The 26,161-nt window shown below is 69.9% G+C and carries 16 protein-coding genes and 3 pseudogenes; 9 read left to right on the top strand and 10 right to left on the bottom strand.

From position 1 onward, the window contains the following. The first annotated feature begins 186 nt into the window (after positions 1-186). The 5 genes and pseudogenes from BKA00_RS05740 (at position 187) to BKA00_RS05720 (ending at position 6,201) form a co-directional block, all read left to right on the top strand. Positions 187-1,430 (top strand): IS3 family transposase gene (locus BKA00_RS05740; protein ID WP_244993769.1). Its coding sequence is split into 2 segments (ribosomal slippage): positions 187-469 and positions 469-1,430, totalling 1,245 coding nucleotides; the frame shifts between segments, so codons are not numbered across the junction. Between the two features lie 60 nt (positions 1,431-1,490). Then, positions 1,491-2,255 (top strand): annotated as a pseudogene (locus BKA00_RS05735) (transposase family protein). A gap of 151 nt (positions 2,256-2,406) precedes the next feature. Next, on the top strand, positions 2,407-2,769 hold the full coding sequence (locus BKA00_RS05730) for a trypco2 family protein (RefSeq protein ID WP_185023918.1): 363 nt from the start codon (positions 2,407-2,409) through the stop codon (positions 2,767-2,769). Positions 2,770-2,820: 51 nt separating this feature from the next. After that, positions 2,821-3,591 carry a trypsin-like peptidase domain-containing protein gene (locus BKA00_RS05725; protein ID WP_185023917.1) on the top strand — a complete coding sequence of 257 codons (771 nt, stop codon included), beginning with the start codon at positions 2,821-2,823 and terminating at the stop codon, positions 3,589-3,591. 18 nt (positions 3,592-3,609) lie between these two features. Continuing rightward, positions 3,610-6,201 (top strand): tetratricopeptide repeat protein, encoded by a 2,592-nt coding sequence (locus BKA00_RS05720; RefSeq protein ID WP_185023916.1) that lies wholly within the window; start codon positions 3,610-3,612, stop codon positions 6,199-6,201. 67 nt (positions 6,202-6,268) lie between these two features. Here the strand turns inward: BKA00_RS05720 and BKA00_RS05715 are convergent, their stop codons facing one another. Together BKA00_RS05715 and BKA00_RS05710 are read right to left on the bottom strand one after the other, a co-directional pair. Next, positions 6,269-7,429 carry an IS3 family transposase gene (locus BKA00_RS05715; protein WP_185033740.1) on the bottom strand — a complete coding sequence of 387 codons (1,161 nt, stop codon included), beginning with the start codon at positions 7,427-7,429 and terminating at the stop codon, positions 6,269-6,271. A gap of 143 nt (positions 7,430-7,572) precedes the next feature. After that, a complete protein-coding gene (locus tag BKA00_RS05710) occupies positions 7,573-11,604 on the bottom strand; it encodes a CHAT domain-containing protein (RefSeq protein WP_185023915.1) in 4,032 nt (1,343 codons plus the stop codon). On the opposite strand from BKA00_RS05710, the gene BKA00_RS05705 reads away from it, so the two are divergent. From BKA00_RS05705 to BKA00_RS05690, 4 genes are all read left to right on the top strand, one after another. Continuing rightward, positions 11,527-12,294 carry a hypothetical protein gene (locus BKA00_RS05705; RefSeq protein WP_185023914.1) on the top strand — a complete coding sequence of 256 codons (768 nt, stop codon included), beginning with the start codon at positions 11,527-11,529 and terminating at the stop codon, positions 12,292-12,294. The genes BKA00_RS05710 and BKA00_RS05705 overlap by 78 nt on opposite strands. A 4-nt stretch (positions 12,295-12,298) precedes the next feature. Then, positions 12,299-13,873 carry a hypothetical protein gene (locus BKA00_RS05700; RefSeq protein WP_185023913.1) on the top strand — a complete coding sequence of 525 codons (1,575 nt, stop codon included), beginning with the start codon at positions 12,299-12,301 and terminating at the stop codon, positions 13,871-13,873. A 221-nt stretch (positions 13,874-14,094) separates the two neighbouring features. Beyond that, positions 14,095-15,618: an nSTAND1 domain-containing NTPase gene (locus BKA00_RS05695; RefSeq protein WP_185023912.1), complete on the top strand. Its 1,524-nt coding sequence runs from the start codon at positions 14,095-14,097 to the stop codon at positions 15,616-15,618. Between the two features lie 70 nt (positions 15,619-15,688). Next, entirely contained in the window at positions 15,689-16,312 is a 624-nt protein-coding gene (locus BKA00_RS05690; protein WP_185023911.1) for a hypothetical protein, read from the top strand. Between the two features lie 103 nt (positions 16,313-16,415). Here BKA00_RS05690 and BKA00_RS05685 read toward each other — a convergent pair whose 3' ends face one another. The 8 genes and pseudogenes from BKA00_RS05685 to BKA00_RS05650 form a co-directional block, all read right to left on the bottom strand. Next, positions 16,416-17,657 (bottom strand): TIGR02679 family protein, encoded by a 1,242-nt coding sequence (locus tag BKA00_RS05685; RefSeq protein ID WP_185023910.1) that lies wholly within the window; start codon positions 17,655-17,657, stop codon positions 16,416-16,418. After that, positions 17,644-21,762, bottom strand: a complete 4,119-nt coding sequence (locus BKA00_RS05680) for a TIGR02680 family protein (RefSeq protein ID WP_185023909.1) — start codon at positions 21,760-21,762, stop codon at positions 17,644-17,646. The genes BKA00_RS05685 and BKA00_RS05680 overlap by 14 nt, the downstream gene beginning before the upstream one ends. Further along, on the bottom strand, positions 21,759-22,988 hold the full coding sequence (locus BKA00_RS05675) for a TIGR02678 family protein (protein ID WP_185023908.1): 1,230 nt from the start codon (positions 22,986-22,988) through the stop codon (positions 21,759-21,761). The genes BKA00_RS05680 and BKA00_RS05675 overlap by 4 nt, the downstream gene beginning before the upstream one ends. Continuing rightward, positions 22,985-24,532, bottom strand: coding sequence for a TIGR02677 family protein (locus BKA00_RS05670; protein ID WP_185023907.1), 1,548 nt, complete (start codon positions 24,530-24,532; stop codon positions 22,985-22,987). Before BKA00_RS05670 ends, BKA00_RS05675 begins: the two co-directional genes overlap by 4 nt. A 64-nt stretch (positions 24,533-24,596) precedes the next feature. After that, positions 24,597-24,857, bottom strand: a pseudogene (locus BKA00_RS05665) (3'-5' exonuclease); the annotation flags it as partial. Positions 24,858-24,939: 82 nt separating this feature from the next. Continuing rightward, a complete protein-coding gene (locus BKA00_RS05660; RefSeq protein WP_185023906.1) occupies positions 24,940-25,554 on the bottom strand; it encodes a hypothetical protein in 615 nt (204 codons plus the stop codon). After that, the gene (locus BKA00_RS05655) at positions 25,545-25,739 is read right to left on the bottom strand and encodes a hypothetical protein (protein ID WP_185023905.1); all 195 of its coding nucleotides are present in this window, start codon (positions 25,737-25,739) and stop codon (positions 25,545-25,547) included. The genes BKA00_RS05660 and BKA00_RS05655 overlap by 10 nt, the downstream gene beginning before the upstream one ends. Positions 25,740-25,856: 117 nt before the next feature. After that, positions 25,857-26,075: pseudogene (locus tag BKA00_RS05650) on the bottom strand (5-methylcytosine restriction system specificity protein McrC); the annotation flags it as partial. Positions 26,076-26,161: the final 86 nt, after the last annotated feature.

Here is a 26,161-nt window from a genome sequence, read left to right as displayed (position 1 = left end):
GGATCCGATCCCACGGATCCGGCCTTTTCCCGTTCGTACAGCTACGAAGTACAGCCACAGCGCTTGATCGGTGGTCCCCCCCGCTGGTCCCCATCGGTGCCAGCCAGAGGCACAGCAAGCCGCTTGAGCGCCCCGGTGAAGCGCCCCGGGTCGGATGGAGGCTCGTTTCCCTGAGAGGATCGAGTCATGGCACGTCCGTCCCCCTATCCCCCTGAGCTGCGCAGGCGCGCGGTCCGCATGGTGGCCGAGGTCCGCCCGGACTACCCCAGTGAGTGGTCGGCGATGAAGGCCGTCGCGGCCAAGCTGGGAGTCACCTCGACCGAGACGGTGCGCAGCTGGGTGCGTCGGGCCGAGGTCGACGCCGGTGCCCGGCCGGGGACCACGACCGAGGAATCAGCCGAGCTGAAGCGGCTCAAGCGGGAGAACGCCGAGCTGCGGCGGGCGAACGAGATCCTGAAGGCGGCGGCGGGTTTCTTCGCGGCCGAGCTCGACCGGCCACCCAGGTACTGATCGCGTTCATCGACGCGTTCAAGAGGGTGTTCGGGGTCGAGCCGATCTGCCGGGTGCTGTCTGCGCACGGCACCAAGATCGCACCGTTCACCTACTACGCCGCCAGGTCGCGTCCGGCCTCGCCCCGGGCGGTCCGTGACGAGTGGCTCAAGACCGAGATCACCCGCATCTACACCGACAACTACCGGGTCTATGGCGCTCGCAAGATCTGGCGGCAGCTCCAGCGCGAGGGCCATGTCGTGGCCCGTTGCACGGTGGAACGGCTGATGCGCGAGCTGGGCCTGCACGGTGCCCGCCGCGGCCGCAAGATCCGTACCACCGTCCGCGACGACGGGCATGAGCGGGCCACCGACCTGCTGCGCCGCGACTTCACCGCCAGCAGCCCGAACCGCCGATGGGTGGCCGACTTCACCCACGTGACCACCTGGGCCGGCGTGGTCTACGTCGCGTTCGTGGTCGACATCTTCTCCCGCGCCATCGTCGGCTGGGCGGCGGCGACCACCAAGCGGACTCGGCTGGTGCTGGATGCGCTGGACATGGCGCTGTGGCGGCGCGACCGCGCCGGCCGCCCCGTCGGGCCCGGCCTGGTGCACCACAGCGACGCGGGGTCGCAATACACCTCTTTCCGGTTCACCACGCACCTGGTCGACGCCGGGATCGACGCCTCCATCGGCACCGTCGGCGACGCGCTCGACAACGCATTGATGGAGTCGGCGATCGGCTTGTACAAAACCGAGCTGATCAAACCTGGTGGGCCGTGGAAGAACCTGACCGGCGTCGAGCTGGCCACCGCCGAGTACGTGGACTGGTACAACACCACCCGGCTCCACGGTGAGATCGGCCACGTCCCACCCGACGAATACGAGGCCCTCTACTACCGCCAGAACCACACAGAACCACAGGTCACAGCCACAACCTAAAGCCTCTACCGAACCCGGGGCGCTTCACTCACAACGTCCCGTCCCCACCAGAGGCCTCACATGCTTTTGTACCGTGCTTCGCTGCCGTTGTCGCGCCGAACCCTGGCCTACGCCACCGGTGTCGTCCGCCGCCAGGTCAACGGGAGCAAGGGCCGGCGCCTACCTCCGGGCATGCAGGCTCTGATGACCTTGGTCTACTTGCGTAAGGGCGAGACCTACGCCGAACTGGGCGCCGGATTCGGTGTGTCGACCACCACCGCGTGGCGCTATGTCAACGAGACCGTCGACCTGCTCGCCGCCCGATCGCCCAAACTCGGCGCCGCCCTGGCCAAAGCGGTCAAAGCCGGGCTGCCGTACCTGGTGCTGGACGGCACCTTGATCTCGATCGACCGGGTCGCCGCCGACCGGCCCTACTACTCGGGAAAGCATCGTCGCCACGGCATGAACCTCCAGGTCATCGCCGCACCGGACGGGACACTGCTGTGGGTGTCGGGACCGCTGCGCGGCTCGGTCCACGACTTGACCGCGGCCCGGATCTGGGGTGTCATCCGGGCGCTGGCCGCCACCGGCCTGCTCGTGCTGGCCGACAAGGCCTACCAGGGCGCCGGCGCGCACATCCTCACGCCCTACAAGGGACGTGACAAGCCCGGGCCGCAGAAGGACGCCAACCGCGCACATGCCAAGCTCCGCGGACCCGGCGAACGCGCGAACGCGCAGCTCAAGTCATGGCGAATCCTGCGGAAGCTGCGCTGCTGACCCCACCGCGCCGGCCGCCTCGCCAAGGCCATCCACACCTTGCAACTCCGCGAGACCGCATCACGCTGAAAAAGGCTCAGTGATTGCCTGCCCTCAGCCCCCGACCGCCCTGTATGTACATCCGATGTCAGTCTTGGCGGCTACGCTCTATGCACGTTCTCCCACAGCGCCCAGGTCGGTCGGGGACGTCTTCGAACGACAGTGCGAGGAGTGGTGGTCGATGAGCAGAGCTTCCGAGCAGAACGACACCGAATCGGTCGGGGCAATCGTGCCGGAAGGCAGCTTGGAGCTCGCTAGTGCGGTGGAGGCTATCCGGGGTCAGCTCTCCGAGGCGATGGAGCGCGCCGAAGCTCATCGGCTTCAGTTCGAGCTCGGCGACATCGAGATTGAGTTCACCGTAACCTTGACTGACGAGGCCAAGATTGACGGTGGGGTTAAGGTCTGGGTCCTCAATGCTGGAGGTTCCACTGCGAGCTCCACCGCAGCCGCCCACCGAGTGAAGTTGACCCTTAAGCCCCGCGATATGCACACCGGCCGGTCGCCGCAAGTGTCTGACACCGTACGAGCAACGCCGCCCCGGTGACGTAGCACCGGTGGCAGGACCGAAGGCGTTGACGACTGGGGGACGGCTGCGGTGAGGATCGCGCACCGGGTGGTGGATGTGCTCCACGGATCCAGATTCGGGTCCGGTTTCCTGGTCACCGATCGACTCGTACTCACAGCCAAGCACGTTGTCCGTCCTGGGGAGGACGCCTACGTGCGTACTCTCTCCAACGGACGTCAACTGCGGGTCGAGCTCGTGTGGTGGGGATCTGATGTCGACGCCGCGTTGTTGCGGATCATCGACTCAACCTGGGTTCCGCCCGAGGGACTCACCCCCGTCCGTTGGGGTCGTCTCATCACGATGAAGTACTCGGTTCCATGCGAAGCGATCGGTTTTCCGTGGTCTCAGGAGCAACCGGATGGCAGGCGCGACACCGAGCACCTGCGCGGGGAAATCAACCTGGGGACCGGACTTCTTGACGGCCGTTATCAGATCTCTGTGTCCAGCGGTGCGCCGGACACGCCCGCAGCAGGCCTGGCCTGGGCTGGAATGTCCGGCGCCGCGGTGGTCTCTGGCGAGCATGTTGTTGGACTGATCGCCGACGAGACACCTAGGTTCGCACGCGACAGGCTAACCGCCGAACCCGTCACGCGGCTCCTGCCGGACGAAGGCTTCCGCGAGCTGTGGTCGGAAGAGACAGGCATGCCTCCGGTCGCCGAGTCAGTCGAACTCGCTGACTTGGGAACGCCTTACCGCCGGCCGAGTCGAAAGAGCTCCCCCGCGTCGTTGTTGCGGGCCGAAGCTGAGGTGGTGCGGTTCCGGGGTCGATCCGGCGAGCTCGAGACCCTTCTTGGATGGTGAGAAGGGGTAGGGCCGGGGATGCAGTTGCTCACCGGGCCGGGCGGACGAGGAAAGACCCGGCTGGCTCGCGAGCTGGCATCTCGGCTCCGCGCCCAAGGCTGGGAAACCATCTGGCTCCGGCAACGGGCCATCGATTCCTACGAGCCTCTCCGCGACAACGAGGAGCCGGTGCTTGTCGTGATCGACTATGCCGAGACGCGAACGGAGCAGCTCCGTAATGTTGTCTTGGCTGCAGTGGCGCATAGCGGACCAGCGCTTCGGATCCTGGCTCTTGCTCGGTCGGAAGGCGAATGGTGGCAACAGCTCAAGGATGATCTCGCCCCGGACGCAGGCATGTTCCTGGACGAGGTTCGTGTATTCCGGCTATCGGCCCTCGAGGAGACTGTGGAGGGGCGCCACGATGCCTTCCAGGAAGCTCTCTCCGATCTCAGAGATGCGCTCCCGAGCAAGCACCGGCCCGCAAAGTCTTTGCCGCCGCCCAGTGACCTATCCCATCCCAGGTACAAGTCACCGCTCGCGCTGCAGATCGCAGCCCTGGCCACCTTGTTGCAAGTGACGCAGCCGGTTGATCTACCCCCGTCTTCCCCCTACGAAGAGGTCCTACTCGAACACGAGCGACGCTACTGGATGACCGCAGCGTCACCCTACGGGGTCACCATCCACCGGGAGACGCTCGACCTCGCCATTGCAGCCGCCACCTTGTTCGGTGCGGCGAGCCGAAAGGAGGCCCTCGCCCTACTCACCTCCGTCCCAGGCCTATCCGATCAGCCGCATGATATGCGTCTCCGCGCCGCCAGCTGGTGGCGCGACCTCTATCCCTCGGTGGATGACCAGCAATGGGGCGGCCTGGAGCCCGACCTTCTGGGTGAGCATCACATCGCTCGCGTGCTGCGTCGGGATTCAGGCGTGCTGGGCTCACTCTTCACGTCCGCCTCGGCCGAGCAAGCCCAGTATGCGCTTACAGTCCTCTCCCGTACGTCGGTCCACCAAGATGACGTCGGAGAGCTCCTTCCACCGCTGCTGCTTGAGTTCCACCACCTCGCCCCACTCGCCATCCCCATCGTCGCCCAGAGCGAGGACCCAGCCGCCCTGGTGCGGGCGCTGACCGAGTTCATTAGATCCCCGGCCCCACCAACTGACGCCCTAATGGCGGTGGCAACAGCGATCCCCGATCACACTCAACGACTTGCCGAACAGGCGGTCGAAGTCTGGATCGACCTCGCGAGAGCCTTGGACGAAGTCGAAGAAAAATCTCCGTCCCACATGGAGGCTCTCGCGACGGCGAGGAACAATCTCGCCAACCGCCTGGCAGCCATCGGGCTCTACGAAGACGCTGCAGTGGTCGCTGGCCGTGCACTCGAGGAGCTCAATGCCCTATCCGATGCTCTGCCAGGTGGAGCTCGAGACCTCCGCGCACAGGTCCTGCACAACCTTGCTGCACACCTTAACGAGGCTGGCCAGCCCCGCGACGCCCTCCAGGCCCACGCCGAGGCGATCGAGGAGTACCGGGCAATGGCCCAGCACGATGCGAGCGCTCATCTTCCCGACCTCGCCATGGCGCTCAATTCGTACGCGATCAGTCTCGCCCAACTCAACTGCGGCGATGAAGCACTAGCTGCGTGTCAGGAAGCAGTGGCTATCCATCGCACCATCGAAGCCTCTGATCCCGGTACCCACCTTGATGGCCTCGCCCAGGCACTCAACACACTGGGCGCCCGCCTGAGCGAGAACGGACTTCACGACCATGCCGTTGCCGTCGGGGAAGAGGCCGTGACGGTCGCCCGGCGGCTCTCAGAGCACGACCGAGATGCCCATGTGTACTTGCTCGCAACGACGCTGAACAGTTACTCGGCCCATCTCCGGCGCGCTGGTCGTGACTCTCTCGGGGCGGCAGCTGAGGCGGTCCGTCTCTACCGCACGCTGGCCAAGACCAATCCTCGCGGCAACCTTCCCCGTGTGGCAGGTGCCCTGGCCAACCTCGCCGGGCATCTCGGCAGCGTCGGCAGGCATCAGGAGGCCCTGCGGTCTCTTCAGGAGGCCATGGAGATCTACGAGCAGCTTCCCGATGACGTTCGTAAAGGATTCCTCTCCCGAGAGGCTCAGACACTCAGCAATCTCGGAAACCGGTTGGCGGCCCTCCACCGTCCCGAGAAGGCGGCAGAGGCTTGTCGGCGGGCAGTAGAGCTGATGATTGCTCTCGCCGCCGAATCGGCGGTGCACCTCGCTGGCCTCGCCAGGTGTCGCGCGAACTATGCCGCCCGCCTTGCCACCCTCGGGCAATTCCACGACGCGGTCCGGGAAGCGACTGACGCGGTCCAAATCTATCGAGAGCTTGCCGATCTGCAGCCGGGACGCTACGAGCGCGAGTTCAGCGGAATGCTCGCGACCTTGGGCTCAGTTCAGGTCATGACCGAGGACTACCATGCTGCGGCCAGAACGCTTGCTGAGGCCATTCTCCGCGCTCCCGATGACGGCCCTGACCAGCACATCGACCTGGCGATCAACGCCCTGCGTCGGGCACACGCCCACGCACCTGCCGAGACGCGGACCGGCTGGCAGGCAGTGACCGGCATGTCTTTCCCCGAGTGGCTCCGCGACGAACGCCCCTGAGACCTCCACGTGGCCCCAGCCCTCGTTCAACCAGACTGATGTTGCCCCGGTTTCACGGACTCGCTGGTCAGGAGATCAGGTTCAGCGGGTGGGTGCTTTCGAACTGTATCGGGCTCATGTGGACCAGGGCGGAGTGTCGTCGGCGGCGGTTGTAGAACCCTTCGATGTATTCGAAGATCGCGTTGGCGAACTCGACGCGGGTCCGCCAGCGTTGCCGGTCGAGTAGCTCGGTTTGCATGCGTGCCCAGAACGATTCGGCCACGGCGTTGTCGTAGGGGTCGCCGACGGTGCCCAGGGAGGGTAGGAGTCCGGCTCGGCGTGCGCGTTCGGTGAAGGTCCATGAGGTGAACTGGGTGCCGTGATCTGCATGGATGATCGTGTCAGGGATCTGTCCGGCGGTGCCGCGGGAGTCAATTGCCATGCCGAGAGCGGAGGTGGCCAGGTCGGCTCGTTGCCGTGAATCGATGGCCCAGCCGACCACTCGGCGGGAGTAGGCGTCCAGGACCACGCAGCAGTAGAGCTTGCCCTCGCGGGTGGGGTGCTCGGTGATGTCGGTGACCCACAGCTGGTTGGGGCCATCGCGGTGGAAGTCGCGTTTCACCAGGTCGGTGACCGTTGCCGCGGCGGGGACCCGCTTGGCGCGACGCCGCAGGGGCAGCCCTGCCAGGCCGGCCCGCTGCATCAGCACCGCCACCGTCTTGCGCGAGACGGCCACGCCCTGGCCCTGGACGAGCTCGGCGCGCACTCGGGGCGATCCATAGGTCTGTCGTAATGCCTGGTGGATGGCAGTGATCTGGTCGGTCAGCCACGCTTGACGGATGGCGCGCGCCGAGGGGGGTCGGGTGCGGGCGTCGTAGAAGCCCGACCGGGACACTCCGAGCGCGAGACATGCCTGCTTGACCGGGACGCCCTCAACGGCCAGCTCGGCTACCAGGGCGAACCGGGCTTTTGGGGGCACCACCTGCTCGACCGCCGCGGCGGCCTTCCGCAGGATCTTGACCTCGTTCTCCAGCTCGGCGATCCGTGCCCGGGCCTGGGCCAGGGCAGCGGACTCGGCCTCTGCGGGGCTGAGCGGCTTCAGGCCACGCTCTATCAGGTCCCGCCGTTTCCAGCGGTGCAAGCACGACTCCGCGATGCCCAGCGCCGCGGCCACGTCCCGCACCGATCGTCCCGACTCCAGCAGATCCAGGGCACGCCGACGAAACTCTGGCGGGTAAGGCTTGGGCACGAAAACGATCTCCTTCACAAGATCGCCGAACCCTACCTCTCTCAACATCCGCGCCCGTCAAACGGGGGCAACATCACCCTCCTGCAATCCGTGGACCTGGTTCACGAAGAACCGCATTTCCGACGGTCGGCCATTCTCGGCGGTCAGGCGCCGGTGTGAATGTGCGCCGCCCACAGGCTCGGCCTCGTGGGATGGGCGTCGCGTACGGCACGTACGGCCTGGTGCAGGGCGTAGGCGGCCTGGGCGGGGTCGAGAGGGCCGCCCGCTGTGAGCGTGGCGTAGAAGGCGTCCGCGATTCCGGCGGCGACCATATCGTTCACGGCCCACAGAGTGGCGATGACGTGCGGATAGCCGGTGAGCTGGAAGGCGGAGGCGACGTGGACGGCCTCGTCGGCGAGCCTGATGCTGGCCGTGGCGGCGGTCTCGCAAGCCGACAGGTACGCCAGGCGGGCTCGGTGGAGATTCAGGGAACCCAGTAATGCCACGGTGAGCGGGGCGCTCTCGTGATCGTGCAGAAGCAGACGGCTGCGGGAGGGATTGGCGGCGTCGGTGATGCCGTGGCAGGCGAAGTGGACGACGGGATGGTCCGCCAGGTGGGCGATGACCGTGGACAGCGTGGGAGTCGCGTCCGAGTGCGACCCGGGTTCGGGCTCGGTCAGGCAGGTCGCCCCTTCCAGGCGATCGGCAAGCATCCGCGCCTCCTCGCGGACGAAGCCGAGCCGTCCGTGCCCGGGCAGGCCCGGAGTGGTGGGCATCGCGACGATCAGAGCTTCGGTTCCAGCGGGCTGGAGATGGGTGCGGCGGCGGGCATGGCGCAGTGCCGTCAGAGTCGGCGTGTGGGACGACACCACCCGGTCCAGGACCATTCGCCCGCCAGGACCGTCGGTGGGGTGGCCGGCGGCGTGCAGGGGCAGCAGGCTCATCAGCCCTCCGGGGACCCACCACAGCCGTGGCCGTTCCCCGCGGGCGGGAGGGCCGTCGTACCCGAGAGCGTCCAGGACCGGGCCGGCGGCGGCGTCCCAGAGCCATCGCAGGACCCCCGTGAGCCGCTCTTCCGCCTTCTTCTTCTCGTCCGGCGCCGTGCCCGGTGACGCGATCACGGCGAGCGCTTCGTGGAACGACACGACCTGATCTCGGACGGCATCGGGGGTCAGCCCGGGGAGGGGGAGGCTGGTGATGGCGTCCCGTGTGAGCAGGAGCGCGTCGCTGCGGAGAGGGCTGACGTTCAGTACCACGACCGGGCCGTGCCGGGCCTGCTCGCGCAGCTCCCGCACCGACGGCGGCAAGGCGAACGAGCCGAAGCCCTCCAGGGACCGGATCTCGTCCATGACGGCGGAGAGTTCCCTGGCCAGCCTCCGGCGGTCCACTCCTTCCCGTCCGCTCACGGTCCTGGCGGATTCGGCGGTCTCCAGAGGGGACGGGACGTCGTCGAGCCGATCGCGGAGGCAGACGAACCGGGCCGTCAGGCCGGGAGCCACCCGGGCCAGTTCCGTGAGGTCGTTGCGGACCTCTAGTGCCTGGCTGAGCAGGACACCGCGCCCGGCCTCCAGCAGGCGCAACGCCCGGGCCGGCCGTTCGTGGACGGGCACGGCCGGATCGGCGAGCGCGAGAGCCGCGGCGTCGGCGGCCAGCCCGGCGAACCCGCCCAGCTGATGCTGCTGGTCGCCGCGCGCCAGTTCGCGGGGCGCGACCGTGGGCAGCAGTTCCACCGCCTCCGCCAGCAACTCCGCGGCCCACGACGGCCGGGCCCCCGCCGAGCGCCGCGCGGCGCTCCAGGCGGCGCGGATGCGCGCGGACGGAGGCGCCTCGGCGAGCCGGGCTGCGGCCCCCCAGGCGTCGAGCGCCTCCTCGCGGCAGGACGGATCACCACTCCGCCTGGACTGGTCTTCGAGTGCGGCGGCGAGATCCCCCAACCGCCATACCCGTTCCCTGTGGTCGGCGGGCGTCAGGGCGAGCGCTTCGCGATGGAGGCGGAGCGCCTCGCCGAAGTCCGCCGCGTCGGCCCGCTCCTCGGACCGCAGTTGGAGAAAGGTGCCCAGGCCGGACATGGTGGCGGCCCGTTCGGCGGCGCTCTCGCCGCCGACCGCCAGCGCTTCGCGGAACAGCCGTATGGCCTCGTCGAGATCCTCCGGCCGTCCCGTCCGCTCGAACCGGGTGCCGAGGACGCGGCCGAGGACGGCGAGCCGGCGGGCCCGGCGCTGATGGCGGGCGGGCGTCAGGTCGAGCGCCTCCCGGTTGAGGCGTACCGCCTCCTCCAGGTCGGCGCCGTCGCCGGTCCGCGCGGAGCGGACGGCCAGGGCGGTACCGAGGTTGACCAGGTGCAGGGACCGGGACCAGTCGCCGGAGGCGTCGGCGGCCAGGGTCTCACGGTAGAGACGCACCGCGTCGTCCAGATCGGCTGACATCCCGGTGGCCTCGAAACGGCTTCGCAGGACATTGCCGAGGTCGGTGGTATGGACGATCCACTCCAGGCCACCCGTCGGGCAGGCGGCTGCGGCGCGTTCGAAGCAGGAGACCGCCTCGTCGAGGTCCGCCGGCGAGCCTGTCCGCTGGTAGCGGGCCTGGAGCGCGAAGCCCAGATCGGCGGAGTGCGAGGCGAACTTCGGATGGTCCCGGTGGGCGGTGGCCTCCCTGCCGAAGCGCACCGACTCGTCGAGATCGGGTAGGGCGTCCGTTCGTTCGAACCGCGCCAGCAGGGCCATGCTCACCGATGAGGAGTACCCGGCACGGTCGGGGCCGCCGGGAGTCGCGTCGACCATGCGCGCGAACTCGGTGACGGCCTCGTCCAGCCCGCTGGCGTCTCCCGTCCGTTCGAAACGCAGGTGCAGGAGGCCGTAGGAGGAGGCGAGACGGGACAGCGGGTGCGATTCGCCGTGTCGAAGGGCGGCCAGCACCTGCTCCGCCGCCTCCACCGCGAGGTCGAGGTCCCGCGTGGAGCGCGTCCACTCGAACCGCCTCCGCAAGGCGACGGAAACCTCGGATGCGACGAGGGCTCTCCTCGGATGACCGGGAGGCATCTCGGTCAGCGCCGCTCTCAGGTGACGAGTCGCGGCGTCGAGGTCGTCCGGCGCACCGCCGCGTTCGAACCGGTCCAGCAGGGCGCCGCCGAGGTTGAGGGAGAACAGGGCCCGGTCGGCGTGGTCGGAGTGAAGGGATCCCAGCAGCGCGGTGAGCCGGTCGACGGCACCATCGAGATCCGCGACCGTTCCGGTGCGGTCGAAGCGGAGCCGGACGGCGGTGGCCAGGTTCGACAGGACACCGGCGTGGTCGGGATGGCCGGGCGGGGCGGCGGCTCCGGCCTCCTCCAGAAGGAGGACGGCCTCGTCGAGTTCCGCGGTGGAGCCGGCCACCTGTGCCCGGGTCATCAGCGCCGCCGCGAGGTTGGACAGCAGCCCCGGTCTCCGGGGATCACCGGCCTGGGCGTGTCCGAGCGCTTCGCGGCTCCACCGCACCGCCTCCGCCGAGTCTGCCTCCGACCCCGTCTCCTGGGCCAGGATGCGCAGCGCGTTGCTGAGGGAGGACGCGTGGGCGGGCCAGTGCGGGGCGTCCGGGGAGGCCGCGGCGAGCGCGAGCCTGCCCACTCGCACCGCCCGTGCCAGATCCGCCTTCGTCCCGGTCTGTTCGTGGCGAATCCTGAGTACGTCGCAGAGGTTAGAGGCGAGCAGCGCCCGATGGGGGTGCCCCGGAGTGGCGGCCTCCAGCGCCTTCTCGGCCGCACGAACGGCCTCGTCGAAATCCTCGGTCGTCCCCGTGCGGGTAGCGCGTGCCACGAGTGCGCTGCCGAGGCAGGAGACGAAGACCGCCTGTTCGGGACGGTCGTCCGGGGTGGCCGCGATCATCCGCTCGAACAGCGTCGCGCAGGCCGTGATGAGGTCCAGGTCGCTGGAGGCGAGTGCTCGTTCGAGCCGCTCGACGGCGGTGGGAACGACCTCCCTGACGATCGCGGGCAGCAGCGGCTCCGGCAGTCGCTCCGGATCGATCCCGGCCAGGAGGCATGGCGCGAACATCGCCACCGCCGTGGGCAGGTCCGCCCAGGAAGGGACTTCGGGGGTGGCCTGGTACCGGTACGTGTGGAACCAGCCGAGCAGGAACCGGGCGTGCAGATCCTCCCCGGCCGCGGTGCCGACCGCTTCCGCCAGCCGGCGCGCCTGCGTTTCGGCCTCGGGCTCCAGCATCGGGGCCAGGGCCCGCGACTCGGTGACCCGGTCGAGCCGGGCAATGATCGCGGACTTCAGCGCATCCAGTTCGTTCTGCCCTTCGGTGAAGTCCGGGCGACCGGATCACGTTTGTCTGTTTTCACCGAGTTCCTCGATCGACCGGTCGACACGACGGCAAGAACTCCGCCGCCTTCAGCCCATTATGCTGAGATTCCTTCCCGGAAAGGTTCACGGCCCTTGCAGAATCCACCGCTTTCCGCACTCGCCACCGACGACTTCATTCTGGCCCTGAAGGACGACAATGCCGGTCCCGGCATCACGGTCAGGGTGGATTCCGAAGGGCGGCCGCAAACGGCCACCGGACCCTCGGGCGCCCTACCGCTGCACGTCCTCGCGGAGTCCGCCTCGCTCGCGGACGTGCGCGCCGATCCGCAGGTGACGCTGCGCGCGGCGGCCAAGCAGATACTCGTCGTGCTGGTGGACCAGGCGCAGAGGGTCAAGCACGTGGTCTCCCCCGACCACCTCGCGACGGCCCTGGTGGAGCTGGGCGCGGTCAGGAGCGACACGGAGATTCCCGGGCCGCACGAAGGCCGGGTCGGCCCGTCGGCCGTCCGGTGCGCCTCCTGCTCCAGGATCGAGCACTACGACGACGTCGAGCCCGGTGAGACAGCATGCGTTCACTGCGGCGACGTGCTCAGGCCGGAGTAGCGGGATGGCGGGACTCGTGGACGGCGCGGCCGGGCTGCTGAGCCGTCGCCTGGTCATCACGACATGGATCCCATTGTTCGTGCTGCTGGCGGTGCTGCTCGCGCTGGCGGCGGCCGGACTCGGCTGGACCACGGTCACCGACGCATGGGACTCGGTACCCGCCGACCTGCGTGTTCTGGCCGGGCTCGCTCTACTCGCGGCCACGACGATGCTGGCCCACCTGCTGAACGCCGTCCGCCCGCAGATCGTGCGCCTCTACGAGGGCTACTGGCCGGAACGGCTTGAGCGGCGTTACGTCCGGCACCACCTGCGCGTCCACGCACGCCTCAAGCTGGACACGGCCGGAGGGCCCTGGCCGCTCGACTACCCGCGCCTCGCGCGCAGAGTGCGCTCCACCCGTCTCGGGAACATCCTGCGCGCCGCTGAGGAACATCCACTGCGCCAGTACGGGCTGCCCGCCGCCATCGTCTGGCCGCGGCTGTACGGGACGCTCCCGGAAGCGTTCCGGGCGACCTTCGGCGCCGTCGCGGCGGACTTCGAACTGATGATCACCATCAGCGTCCTCGGCCTGGTTCTCGCGGTCACCGGCCCCGTCCTCGCCGCGCTCCTCCTCCCCTGGTACGTCGCGCCACTGGTCCTGCTGGCGGGCGCCGCCGTCTTCTGGCTCGGCTGCCTGGCCGCGACCCGCGCGGCGGTCCCCTACGCCAACCAGATACGCGCCGCCTTCGACGTGCATCGCTGGCGGCTGCTGGAGGCGGCGGGCCTGCGCCTGCCGACCAGCTACGACGAGGAACGGGCCCAGTGGACCCAGCTCCGCAAGCTGTGGGTCGGCGCCGGGCCGGACGCGGACCGCGGTGACTCCCTCCGGTACCCGTCGGATGAGCCGCCTCAGACGATCACGCTGGTCCATGCTCCGCCGGAATCTGGACCCGCACCGGAACGGCCGCCGGAGCCCGTCCCGCCTGCGAGCAGCACTCCGCCCGCCCCCGAGACCCGGATCGCTCCCGGAGCCCCGGCGTCCACCGGAACCGCCCCGCCGGCCGGTCGCCAGGCTCCCGATGGCACCGCGACGTCGGGCACCGAGCGGCTGCCCCGGCTCGGCCGGGACCTGGGGCTCGTGCTGGCCGTGGCGCTGCTGGTCACGGCGGCGGTGACCGGCACCTGGCAGAGCGTCCGCGCCGAGCCGGCCGAGACCAGCCGGGCACTGCCGCCGTTCCACCAGGTCACCGCCGACGACCTGAAGCGGGACCGCAGGGAGCTGACGCAGCGCTACACGCTGAAGGCGTTGCCTGAGGGAGCGGAGGTCGACAGGGGCTCGCTCGGGCCGAAGCTGCCTGCCGGTGCCCTCAGCGGCCGGCTCATCACCACGATCGCCTGCGCGAAGGGAAACCAGCTCCTCGTCCGGCAGGGCGACCGGGTCACGATCCGATGGACGCCGCCCGGGGCGGCAGCGGCCCGGCAGGTGAAGGACGCATTGATCCTGCAACTGCTCGCGGACGACAGAGCCGTCGTCGCCGTCCGTCTCGCCGACGTCACCCGCCTCCCCACGACCGTCACCGCCCAGCTCGTCAGACCGTGACACGCCGGCGCTCCCGCGCGCCGGCCGCCCTTCCCTCCGATTCGCCGGCCCTGGCGCAGCGAGGGCACGGAATCGGGCGGTGCGGTACGGGCCGGACCTCGTGGAAATGGTCGGTGACCTGCGAATCCGTGGCCGCGCTCACGCTGGTCGACAACGTCGATTTCCGGTCGGAATTCGGACCTTTATCGATCAGGTGCGGCGGGTGGTGAAAGAATGGACCGATGGGTCAGGTGAACGTTTCCCCCTATCAAGGTCTGGCGCCGTTCGAGCCCGAGCAGGCCGAGGTGTTCTTCGGGCGTGCGCAGGCCACCCGCGACCTTCTCGGCCGTCTGGGCCCGCGGCTGGAGGAACGCGGCACGATCCTGCTGGTCTCGGGCTCCTCCGGAGTCGGCACGTCATCGCTGCTGCGAGCGGGGCTGATGCCGGCCCTGGCGGAGGGGGCGCCGCCGCTCACCGGATCGGCACGCTGGCCGTGCCTGCTCATGACGCCGACGGCGGACCCGCTGCGAGCCCTGGCCGAGGTCTGGGTGCGGGCCTTCGGCGGCCAGGTCGAGGCGGTGCGTGAGCGGCTGTGCCGCGATCCCCGGGATCTGCCGTCCGAGCTCTCCGGTACCGACGCACCGGACGGGCGTTTCATCCTGGTGGTCGACCAGTTCGAGGAACTGTTCACCCTGGTGGACGACGAGCGGGAGCGCCAGGTGTTCGTCCACGCCCTGCACGCCATGGCCGACGGCCCACGCGGCGCGGGGGTGGTGATCGGCGTGCGCGCGGCCCACCGGGACCGGTGCGCCGCCTACCCGCAGTTCGCCGAGGCCCTCCAGGACGGTCACGTCATCGTCGAGCCGATGACGGGCTCGGACCTGCGGCTGGCCGTCACGGGTCCCGCGGCCGCGGCGGGGCTGGAGATCGAGCCCGGCCTGGTGGACCTCGCCCTGAGCGAGCTAGGCGAGGGCCGCGCGGCGGACGGCCGCTACGAGCCCGGAGCGCTGCCGTGGCTGTCGCGGGCGCTGCTCGGCACGTGGGAGAGGCGCGAGAACGGCCGGCTCACCATCCGCGGCTACGAGGAGTCGGGCCGGGTTCGCGACTCGGTGCGGCGGACGGCCGACGAGGTCCTCGCCGGATTACCGCCGGAGGACCGCAAGATGGCGCTCAGGGTCTTCCGGCGGCTGATGGTCCTCACGGCGGGCGGGCGGGCGGAGCGGCGCCGTGCCACCCTGGCGGAGATCCACGCCGCCGCGGCGGCGGGCTCGGCGGAGCGGCGGGAGCGGGTGGGGGCGCTGCTGTCGGTGCTCGCCGGGCGGCGGTTGCTCACGCTGGACGAGGACGGCGCCGAGATCGCCCATGACGCGCTGCTCTCCGGTTGGCCGCCCCTGCGCCAGTGGCTCGAACCCGACCTGACCGCGCAGGCGCTGTACGACGGGCTCGTCGAGGAGGCCGGACGGTGGGCCGACCACGGCCGCGACTCCGCGTTCCTCTACCGGGGCGCCCGGCTGCTGGCGGTCCAGGAAGCCGGGCCACGCTGGGAACGCGATCCCGACAGCTTCCCTACTCCCGGCCCCACCGTGATGGAGTTCGTCGCGGCCTCGGCGAAGGCCGCCCGGAAGGCGAAGCGCCGCCGCGGCCTCGTCATAGGAGGCATGGCGGTGCTGTTGGTCCTCGCCGTCACCGCCGCCATCCTCGCCGTCGCGGCGCGGCAAGACGCTCCTACGCCCGAGGCGCGGCCATATCCACGGTCATGCGGTTGACAGGGGGGCGGGACCGCTGATGGGTGGACGGACGAGGTTGTTCCTTATCGGCTTCCGGCGGCGGACCGGCATGTCCGCCCCGGAGCTGGTCACACTGTTCCGCTCGATCATCGCCGAGGGCAGGAAGGTGCACCCGGTCGCCGGCGACTTCCTGGAGCACTTCATGGACGGCGCCGGGGCCCCCAGGAGGATGTCCCTGCGCTGGCTGCGCTCGTTCAGGGCGATCCAGCGGGCCGAGCGCAAGAACCAGCGGCGGTTCGAGCGGCAGATCGAACGGGCGGCGAGGCGGCTGGGCGACGGCGCCTCGTCGTGGGTGCACGACCGCTGGGACGTGCGGATCAACGCGTTCATCGGCACCGAGCTGTTCTACGTCAGCAGGGTGAGCCTGCTGCGCTCGCGGGGCTCGTTCGTGGTGACCCGGACGGGGGCGCAGGTTCGGGTGTCGGGAACGGTCCGTCACCACTGGTTCGATCCCTATGACTGGGATCGCGGCCGATGGGTCTACATCCCCAAGCAGGGGTTCGCTCCCATCGCGGTCGGCCGCGACCTGGTCGAGGCCGACGAGGCGCGCAACTTCCTCATGGAGTCACACCACGTGCAGACGCTGGAGGGCACCCGCCGGGCCGGGCGCCGCCGCCTGCGGGGCGGCGGGACGAGGTTCGAGTGGTCGCTGGCAGGGGCAGAGCACCGATGACCGCGGCCCCCGGCCGGACCGAAAAACTCCGTCCGGTCGCCGGCCCTGCTGAGGCGATGGGCCGGTCACCGACTGCCTCCGCGGCGGCGACCTCCGTCGCTGATCACGCTGGGTTCCCGACGTTGCCCGCTGCTCTCTCCAGATCGCCCAGGAGGCACTCGGCCATGGCCTCCTCCGCGATCGCGACGTCGTGAGTGGCGAGAGACCGGGCGAGCTCGGTGTCCCAGGGACTGTCCGAGACACGGCCGGCCGGAGAGAAGGGCCCCGACGCGTCGGCCAGGGCGGTCAGGTAGTCCGCTACGGACATCCGCCAGGGCAGCGCGCCCGTCCTGGCCATGACATAAGCGGCGATGCGGAGGCCCTCACCGTCGAAATCCCCGTGGTACCGGAGCGTGTGGCCGGAGGCGGCGAGGCCTCGGAGGAGACGGACGGCAGCACTGTTGGGCCAGCCCGACGAACACACCATCGGCGGGCATCGCTCGCCCAGGCGTTCGACGGCAAGGGCGACGATCGTGGGGTTCTCCGTCACCCACACGGAAGATCCGACGCCCTCCAGGCCGGGTGCCTCGACGAGTTGCGCGAGCGTGACAACGGAGGCCTGTCCGGCATCCGCCCAGAGGTTCAGCGAGCGCGCGAGAGGACCCGAGCCGCTCGGGCGCAGTCCTGCGACGAGCACCGTGGTGGACAAGGAGTCACAGGCGACCCCGGCCCTTTCCCAAAGCGCCCGGCGTTCGGACGCGTCGCCGGGAGGGGCGATGCCGTACAGGGAGGCGAGCGCTTTCATGACGGCACCGGACACGCGACGGCCGGCGTCCAGCGCGTGCGGATCGCCGAGTGCGTCGTTCGCGAAGGCGGCGAGCGGGCGGCCGTCGGCGGGCAGCGCGACGAGCACCGAGAGGACCTGCTCCAGCATGCTACGGGTGTCTTCGAGGGAGCCCGCGACGAGGCCGCGGCGCCGGACGTCGGCGACCCAGTCGAGGAGCGCCGGCTCGGCGGCGACGACCGGATGTCCGGCCAGCCAACTCCAGAGTGCGGCGCGCTCCCGTTCCCGGTCACGGCGCTCGGCCGCCCGGTCTCCGATCGGTCCGATGATCGCCTCGGTGGCGGTCCGGGTGTCGCAGCCGGCGGCCTCGCCCAGCACGGCGTCCAGCCGGACGACCGCGATGGTCAGGGTGGACGGCGGGTACCTGTCCATGCCGAGCAGGTCCGCGAGCGCGGCACGGTGATGCTCGCCAAGCCCGCTGAGCGTGACTCTGCTCACCGCGGCGCCTGAGGAGAACCGCCGGTGCAGTTCCTTCCACAACGGGAGGAGGTCGGAGGAGCGCAGCCGATCAGGAATCGCCATCGAGGTCCTCGATCGGGAACAGGCCGTCGTCGGCGGGCAGGGTGCGGTGCCCGTCCCAGATGAAACGGGCGGTGGTGACCGCGTTGTCACCATCGCCGTCGGCGCCGGTGATGAGCTGGTGGATCGCGATGCCGTCGAGCTCCTGGTAGTCGCACCACTCGTGGTCCGAGGTCAGGACCAGGTCGAGGCCCAGGCTGACCAGGAGGTCGAACACCTGACCGCGGTTGGTGGTGTCCACGCCGACGAACACCTCGTCGAGCAGGATGAACCGCGGGCAGCGGGGGTCGGTCTGGTAATGGGCGGCCACGGCGGCGAAGAGCGGCAGGTGGAGCGCGATCGCCTTCTCTCCGCCGGAGAGCGCTCCGTGGAGTTTGCGGGTCAGGTCCTGCCAGCCTTTCCCATCGGCGCGTTCGAGACGCACGGTGAAACGATGCCAGGCGGTGTAGTCGAGCACCTGCATCAGCTGCTCTTCCCAGCTCGCGGCGGTGTTCGCTGCTCTCGCCTCTTCGACCCGGTCTCGAAAGAAACGGTACAGGGCCTCCTTGTCCTCGTTTCCCAGCCCGGCCGGGTCGCGGAGAAGGAGTTGCCGGGCCGTGCGTATACCGGCCGATTGCTGCGGGTCGACCTCCCAGACGAGTCGCACGGCGACCTGGGACGCGGTCCGCACGCGCGAGAGGCGGCGGTTCATACCGTCCACGAGGTCACCGGCCTGCCGGATCCGGTCGGCAAGATGGCGCCGGGTGTCACCTGCAAGGGTGCGGTCGAACAGGTCGCGTTCCTTGTCCGTGATGTCGGTGCGTCGCCGGTCTCGCTCCTCGGACAGGGCGGTGCTCAGCTCGGCCGCTCCGACGCGGACCCCGCTCATCGTCGCCGTGAGGATCTGAACGCCCTCGTCCGGTACTAGTTCCAGGTCGGCCTGGTCCGCCAGGACGTCCCGGGCATGGTGCATGGCCTCGGACAGGCGAGCTCCGGCATCTCTCACATGCTGGGGTTCGTGCGGCGTCCGCTCAAGCGTCGCCGCGACCGCGCGGGCGTTCTCCAAGGTCGCTTTGACACCACCGTCGGGCGACGGCTTCGCGCCGAGGCCGGCATCGGCGGCCAGGTGCCCTGCGGCGAGATGGCGGTAACGCGCGGCCGCCCGGTCCCTGGCGGCCACGGCGTCGTCGCGTGCCTGCTCCGCGGCGGTGACCGACTCCTTCAACACGCCGATGCGTTCGCGCAGGTCAGAGAGCTCGGTCCGGATGCTCTGGCAGGTGCGGCGGCATTCGCCGTGCTCCTGCCTGGTCATCGTGAGCCGTTCGAGGACCTGACGGTGCTCGACCCCTATCGACGCGTCGATCGTGGCGACCCGCTCGGCGAGCGCCTCGGCTCGTGCGGCCGTTTCCGCAGCCCTCTCGGCGGACTCGGCGGCTGTATGCGCGTAGTCGTCCGACGCTTGGGACGTGGAGCGTGCTCTGGCATCGGCGGTCAGCAGAGCCGTGCAGTGCTCGATCCAAACGGTGCCGCCCTCGCGCGCGTCGCGCACCGCGTCGGCGAGACCGTCGAGGACGCCGGCTTGGACGGGCAGATCGTGCTCCGCGCCCAGAAGGGCGAGTGCGTTCAGCGCCGACTTGAGGCACGCCTCCCGATCGCCGAGCCGTTCCTCATCTCGCTTGAGCTGGTCGCCATGGTCGGCGACTTTGCGTTCTTTCTCGGCCAACGCCCGGGCTGCTGTGTTGAGCGGCCGGTGGGAGGGCCTGTCGCCGAGCTCGGCGCCGAGCGCCGCCTTGGCCTCCTGCAGGCGCCCGAGGAGCCCGTCGATCTCGGTGATCCGCGCGGTCAGCTCCTCGATCTCGGCGTCGAGCTCCTGGATGCGGCGGCGCCGCGTCCGTTCCCGGGCGGTCGCCCCGATGAACGCGGGCTCGGGTTTGTTCCACCGGCCCGACGCGGGACCGAGCCGCCAGGACCCGTCCGTCCCCACGACGGCGGGGTGATCGATGTCCGGCGCACTGATCTCCAGGGCGACGGCGGAGAGTACGGTTCGCAACACCCTGGGTGCGACGGCGGTGTCCGGTTCGGCGACGAGTACGTCGGCGAGACTCATGCCGGGGGCGGGGGCAGCTGGACGGTCGGACAGGAACGTGTCCGGTTCGTCGGTCAGGACGGCACCGTCCGGCATCACCCATGCGTCCAGCAACCCTGAGGCCTCCAGGGCGGCCTCGATTCCGGCCTGGGCCGGCAGTGGAACCCCGTCGGCGAAGGCCACGAGCCGCCAGAGCGGACCGCCCTGCCTCGACATTCGGTCGGCGGTGTGCGTGTACCGGAGCTCAGGTGCGACCGCCGTGTGCCCCGCGAGAACGGCGCGGCGGTGAACACGGACGTCCAACTCCTTGGCCTCCTCGCCCCGTCGGGTTCGGAGCGCGTTCTCCTCCGCGGCCCTCCTTTCGATCGCGGACGCGCGGGCCGTGAAGATGATCTCGTCGCAGTCGCGTTCGTTCTCGACGGCGGACGCGAGCGCCTCGGGGTCGAGCGGGGCGAGGTGCCGGCAGGCGCTCGCCCACCGGGCCAGTTCGGCCGCCAGGGCCTTCCGGATCGCCGTGTACTCGCTTCGCGCCGTCTCGCGCGCCTCTACCGATCTCTCCAGCCGGGTCCCGCTCCGGTCGCGCTCGGCCTCGGCCTCGGCGCGGCGTTCGCGGGCGCGTTCGTGGGCCTCGATCGCCTTCCGCACTTCGGCGATCTGCTTCTCGCGGCTGGTCGTCGCCGCGCGCAGGAGTTCGCGTGCCCGGCTCGTCGCGCCTGCGGCATCGTCCGGATCAATGGTGGACGGCGAGCGTACGAGCGGAGCCAGACAGTCCGCCGCCTCCTGGTGCGCGGCGGCGAAGCCTGCGCGCTCCGCGGCGCGGGCGGCTTCTTCGCGGGCCTTCTCGGTCAGTGCCCGTCGGTGGGACGCATCGGATGCGGCCTGCTCGGCCTCTTCCCGCCTGCGTCGCGCGTCGGCGGCATGACGCTCAGCGATCTTGCGCGCCTCCCCGGCAGCGTCCTCGGCCTTGCGCGCGTTCTCCCGCAGCTCATCGAGCTCGTGACCGGCCTGGTAGGCCGGGCTCGCGAGGAGCCCCTCGATCCGGGCTCCGAGGGTTTGTTCCCGGTGCTCCTCCGTTTCCAGGCGTGCGCTGGAAGCGGCGTGCTCGGCGACGGCATGGGCCTGCTTTTCCTTGTCCACGCGGGCCGTGCCGGTGAGCCGGTCCATGGTCGTCGTCGCCGAGATGAGGGATGCGGCCGCGGCGCGCAGCACTCGCTGAGCGTAGGTTCGCTGCCGCGCTGCGAGCCGTCCGGCCTCCGCGACGTGCTCGTCGAGCCGGCGTAGCTCCTCCCGCTGGCGGTCCAGCCGCTCGAAGCCCTCGGCGATCTCGTGGATCTCGCCCTCGCCGAGCGGTGGCAGGGCACTGGACAGCAGCTGGGAGAGCAGGCCGGGATCGAGCCGTTCCGAGAGCTTGGGCGTGCGGAGCTGCCGCAGTGCCGTCAGCAATGCGTCGTAGCGCTGTTCGGTCAGCCCCCGGTAGAGGGTCCGACGCACCGCCGTCCGGTATTCGTCGGCCGCCCCGTGAACCGTTCCGAGGGTGCCGAGCGCTTCATCGAGCGCGGCTCGCGTGAGAGGCTGACCGTTCTCACCGGTGAGGCTCAGGCCGCCGTGGCCTCCGACCCGTTGCCCGCTGGTGAAATAGGCGGCGGTGACGCTCTTGGTGTTGACCGTCGCCTGCAGGCGGGCACCGCAGGTGAACCAGCGCGGCTCCTCCCCGTCGCCTCCTGGATGCGCGAATTCCAGCCAGACATACCCGACTCTCGTACTGCCGGTATGGCCGTCGCCCATGAGGTTCCAGTGCATGGTCCGTTCGCTGCCGCCGAACGTGGACAGCCGGTTGGGCTTGAGGCTGGCGTCCAGCAGGTAGGGCAGTAGCAGCTCCAGGACTTTGGACTTCCCGCTCCCGTTCGGGCCGCGCAGAAGCAGGCGCCCGCGGTGGAACTCGAAGACCTCGTCGTAGTAGCGCCAGACATTGAGGATGCCGGCCCGCGTGGGCTGCCATCGGGCGGGGCTCGCCTCGTCCTCCCCGGATACGGTAACGATCATGTCTCCTCGCGGTCGACGGTATAGCGGAGGGCCGCGGGCAGCAGCTGGACGGATCCGGTAGCCCCGCCCGAGTGGCGCGCCAGCCCGAAATCGCAGAGCACCGCGACCGCGTCGTCGGTGAGACGTCCGGCTCCCCCGTCCGACTGGTACGCCCTGGCCCACCTCGGGAAGCGCTCAAGGAGCCGGCCGGACTCCTCGACCAGGCCGTTGAACGCGCGGGTCCCGGACGAAGCCGCCAGTACGTCGAGCAGGAGCAGCGCGGCCACCTTGGCGTGGGCGCCCTCGTCGGGGAATTTGCCATCGGAGGCGAGTGCGTCCGGGTCGATCAGGAGGTAGCCCTCGGCCCGTTCTTCGAGTTCGAAGCCCGCCTCCTCGGCCGCGCGGCGGAGGATCTGCCGGCCGGTCAGTGAGCCTGCGTAGGCGAGCTGCGCGGCGGTCATGTCGGCCCGGTACACCACCGGGTCGTCGAGCAGCCTGCGCAGCAGTGAATGCCTGGCCCAGAGGTTGCGCTGGGTTTCCGAGGCTCCGTCGGCGAAACCGGGGGCCGCGGCGCTCCCGTACCTGCGTTCGACGGTCAGGTCCCGCAGGTCGGGCCAGGCCACGGGGTCGTCTGAGGACTCCGCCACAGCCGATGGTGCCACCGGCGCCGCGAGCAGGCGGAGCAGGCGGGTGGTGTCCACCCTGTACAGCACCTTGGCCTCGGCACTGTCGACGTAGGAGTCGGTGGCGCCGTCGACGGCCGTCACCGCCCCGTAGTGCTCGAGCAGCCGCAAGGCGTCCGCGAACGCCGCGCGTTCGTCACCTCGCACCGGATCGAACCCGGGGATGTGCTCATCGGCGGCCGCGGCCTGGACGACACGTTGCGCGAGCATCCCGATCGTGGTCACGGGTGCGGCGAGGGCCTCGCCCGCGATCAGGCAGAGCAGGGTGTAGCGGCGCCGGTCGAACGGGGCCCGGGTCGAGCGCCGTCGTCTGGCCGGACGGCTCGGGTCCGCCGTCTCCCTCACCTTGACCAGCCGCGCGTAGCCGAGGCGGGGTTCCACGAGCAGCCGCCATCCGCAGTAGTAGTCGAACCAGCGGGCGAGAGCCTGGTGGCGCCTGCGGATCAGGTCGAAGTCCTCGGGGTCGGTGTGCAGGGAGACCAGTGGCCGCCCGAGCAGGACCCGGATCGCCCTGGAAAGTTCCTCTTTCTCGGCTTTGACGAGCTGGTTCGCCAGAGTGCTCATGCGCGGGACGCCTCCCGTGCCGCTGCAGGGCCGCCACCGACGAAGCGGATCTCGACCGGGTAGTCCGGGGTGGTGAATCGTCCCCGCACGGTGTGCAGTTCGACGCCGGGACCGTCGGGAGCCGGCCAGAGCATGACCTCGATTCGTCCGTCTGTGGTGACGGCGCGGCGAAGGCCGCTCGCGTCGGGGCGTGCCGCCAGGGCCCGTCCGAGGAGATCGAGGAGCCGCCGGAAGGTGTCGTGCTCGAGCGTGCCAAATGCGGACAGCTTCACCCGCCCGCCGGTGGAGAGCCGCCGCCACGCCGTCTCGAGTTCCGCCCGTTCGCGGCGGGCGCGTTCCCTCCGCGCGGCGCGGACCGCGGCCACATCGCGCACCTTCGCGGTACGGCCGATGTGCTCGGTCCGGCCGCTCGTGCGCAGATGTGCGGAGACATGAACGGGCGCCGCCTCCGCCCACGGGGCGCCGGTGGGGATCAGTTCGGCGTCCTCGTGGGCGAGGTGGGCGTGCCGGGCCGGTGCCAGTCCGAAGGCCGTTCCCCACAACCGGTGCGCGTCCTGCTCCGACGGGGCGTTGGCGAACCAGCGGGCGAGCGCCCGGAAGTCCGCGGCCGCGCTGGACGAGCGCCGTCGCGACTCGGTGATGCGGTCGAGCACCTGGAGCAGCGAGACGATCGCCCGGCGTGCCACGTCGTGCAGTTGGCGGACGCGCGGGACGCCGTCGCCCTCGGGCAGGAACCACAGCCGCAGGCCGTCCCACTTGGCTCGGCGGGCGGTCAGCCACGGCACCGCCGGATCGGCTCCCGGACTGGGCGGCAGCTCGGCTCCGATGAGCGCCCTCTGGTGCAGGACGCTGACGCCCCGCAGCTCGACCTGGGCGAGAACGGCCCTGACCGCTTCGGCACGCGAGTCCAGGTTGATGACGAACTCCTGGAGGTAGACGATGGTCGCGCTCTTGACCTCGTGGAAGGTGGCGAGGTCGGCTCCCTCGGCCCGCATCAGCCGTTGCAGTTCTCCGTTGAACTGCTTGGTGTTGTTGCGCAGCGCGTCCAGGTGGCCCTCTAGTTCTTGGAGCGTCGTGAAGATCCGGCGGTTCATCGCGGCGTCGGCTGTACCGAGCAGCGTGTCGAGCTCGCCGAGCCGGTCGGCGATCGCGTCCAGGACGGCCGTCTGCAGGGCACCGGAGGACTCGAGGACGGTGAGGGCGTGCTGGACTCCTGCGAACGCCGCCTCTCCGCGGCGGGTCAGCGAGTACTGCAGGTTCTTGCGTTCGTACTCCTCGGCGGTGGCGTAGGCGCCAGCGTGGTTCTGCACCACGTCGAGGAGCTTCCATTGGACGAGCTGCCCGAGCGTCCGGTTCAGTCCGGCATCGTCCAACGGGGCGTACCAGCCGATCGCCCGCAACCGTTCGCGGACCTGGTCGAAGGTCAGGAAGGTCTCCAGACGCTCGTTGGCGTCTCCGAACGCGTACATGACAGCGGTGTGCAGATCGCTGCGTTCAGTAGTGGTGAACTGGAACATCTCCGCTGGGATGCGCGGCGGCGCCATCAGTTCCCCCTTCCGCCGATATGGCTCTTGTCAGCCTTCACCGGAACCGGCGCGCCCGGCCCGCTCAGACGCCACGGTGGGGTAGGAACGGGCTTGGTGCACCGGTATAGGAGACGTACAACGCGTCGCGTGCCCGGGTGGAGGCGACGCAGAACAAGCAGCGCTCCCGCTGGAGGTCGTGGGCGTGCGCCGTCGGATCCTCGTCCTTGTCGGTGAGCGCGGCTGCGGCGGGAAGGGCCTCGGCGTCTGCCCCGGTCACCGCGACGCGGCGGAACTCCAGTTCTTTCATGCGGTGCATCGTGCCGACCCGCACGCATCGTCGAGCCAGGACCTGACATGCTCCACCAGCGCGTCGACCATTCAAGCACTATCACCACGATACTTATCCGCAACCACTGAATAGCCCCCTAGAGAACGGCCTGGACCGTGGTGATGCCCGAATCGGTCAGGGGACCGATACGGAGCCGGTCCCGGGTGGCTTCCTTGAGCCGCTCCACCGGCATTTCGACGAGCATCCGCCGGACCTCACAGTTCCGCACGGCCTGACCGGCGGACAGGGCGGCGGCACGGTAACGGACCTCTTCCTGGAGCGCCTTCTCTATCTTCCTGATCGAGGCCGGGAGATCGGCGACGACCGCACTGGGGATGACCTCCGCCGCTCGTCCCAGATCGGCGACCCGCGCCCCGAAGCCGACCCAGTCGCTGAGGACATCGGCGACACCGACCTCGAACATCCTGTCGTTGTGGCTGGTCAGGTGGTGCAGAAGCTGTGGCAGTCCGGACGATACGCCCCACTCACGAAAATCGGCGACGAACTGCGCGGCGGCCTGGCCGGCGTCGCGCTTTGCGCGGCCGGCGAGGAAGCGCCGAGCACCGATCGCCGACCTGGCGTCGTGCAGCGATCTGGCGACCCGCGTGGTCAGGTGCCTCAGCGTGTGGTCCTCCGCGGGGGCGAGGGAGGGCAGGTGCGCACGCCTCGCGACCTGCCCCAGGAGCCGGCCGTCTCCGGGGCTCAGCGGCATCGCGCCCCCCAGTCGACCGTGCCGTCTCGCCGGAGAGCGACGACGGCACGACGCAGTGACTCGACGGCCTCGTCGGCCCCCCTCGTGACCTCGTCACGGTGCGCCAGCGCGAACTGGGCCTGATCGACCCAGCCAGTGACCTCGTCGGTGATGTTACGTAACTGCTGTCGTTCGTGTCGTTCCATGGGCCTGACGGTCGGTCGGGGGTTGCTGCAAAGATTAACCCGGAGCACCGACACTGGGGTCGGGAACCGACATGTCGGTTCCGAAGAGAGATAGGTGCGCTGCGGATCAGGAGGTCGTCAGTGCTGCTCGGCTTGGGCGGTGCGAGCGGCGAGTTGGAGTGCGGCGGCGCACAGACGGTTGTCATCGATGTCGCCGCTGCGATCGTCGTAGCGGCACTCCAGCCGGTCCAGGAGTCCGAAGCGGCGTGTGAACTGCCGATCCACCTGCAGGCGCCCGCGGACGACCCGGAGCGCCTCCTCGTGTCGCAAGCAGTCAAGGCGCAGGCCATGGCGGAGGAGCCTGTCGCATTCCGGTCAAACGGTCTTCCCCGGGCACGTCCAGCGGAATGGTGTACCAACTCCCCGTGTGATCCACGGCTGGG

Source organism: Actinomadura coerulea, from assembly GCF_014208105.1.
GTDB classification, from domain to species: domain Bacteria; phylum Actinomycetota; class Actinomycetes; order Streptosporangiales; family Streptosporangiaceae; genus Spirillospora; species Spirillospora coerulea.
Note: the sequence above shows the minus strand (reverse complement) of the source record. Positions and strands in the feature narration are given on the sequence as shown.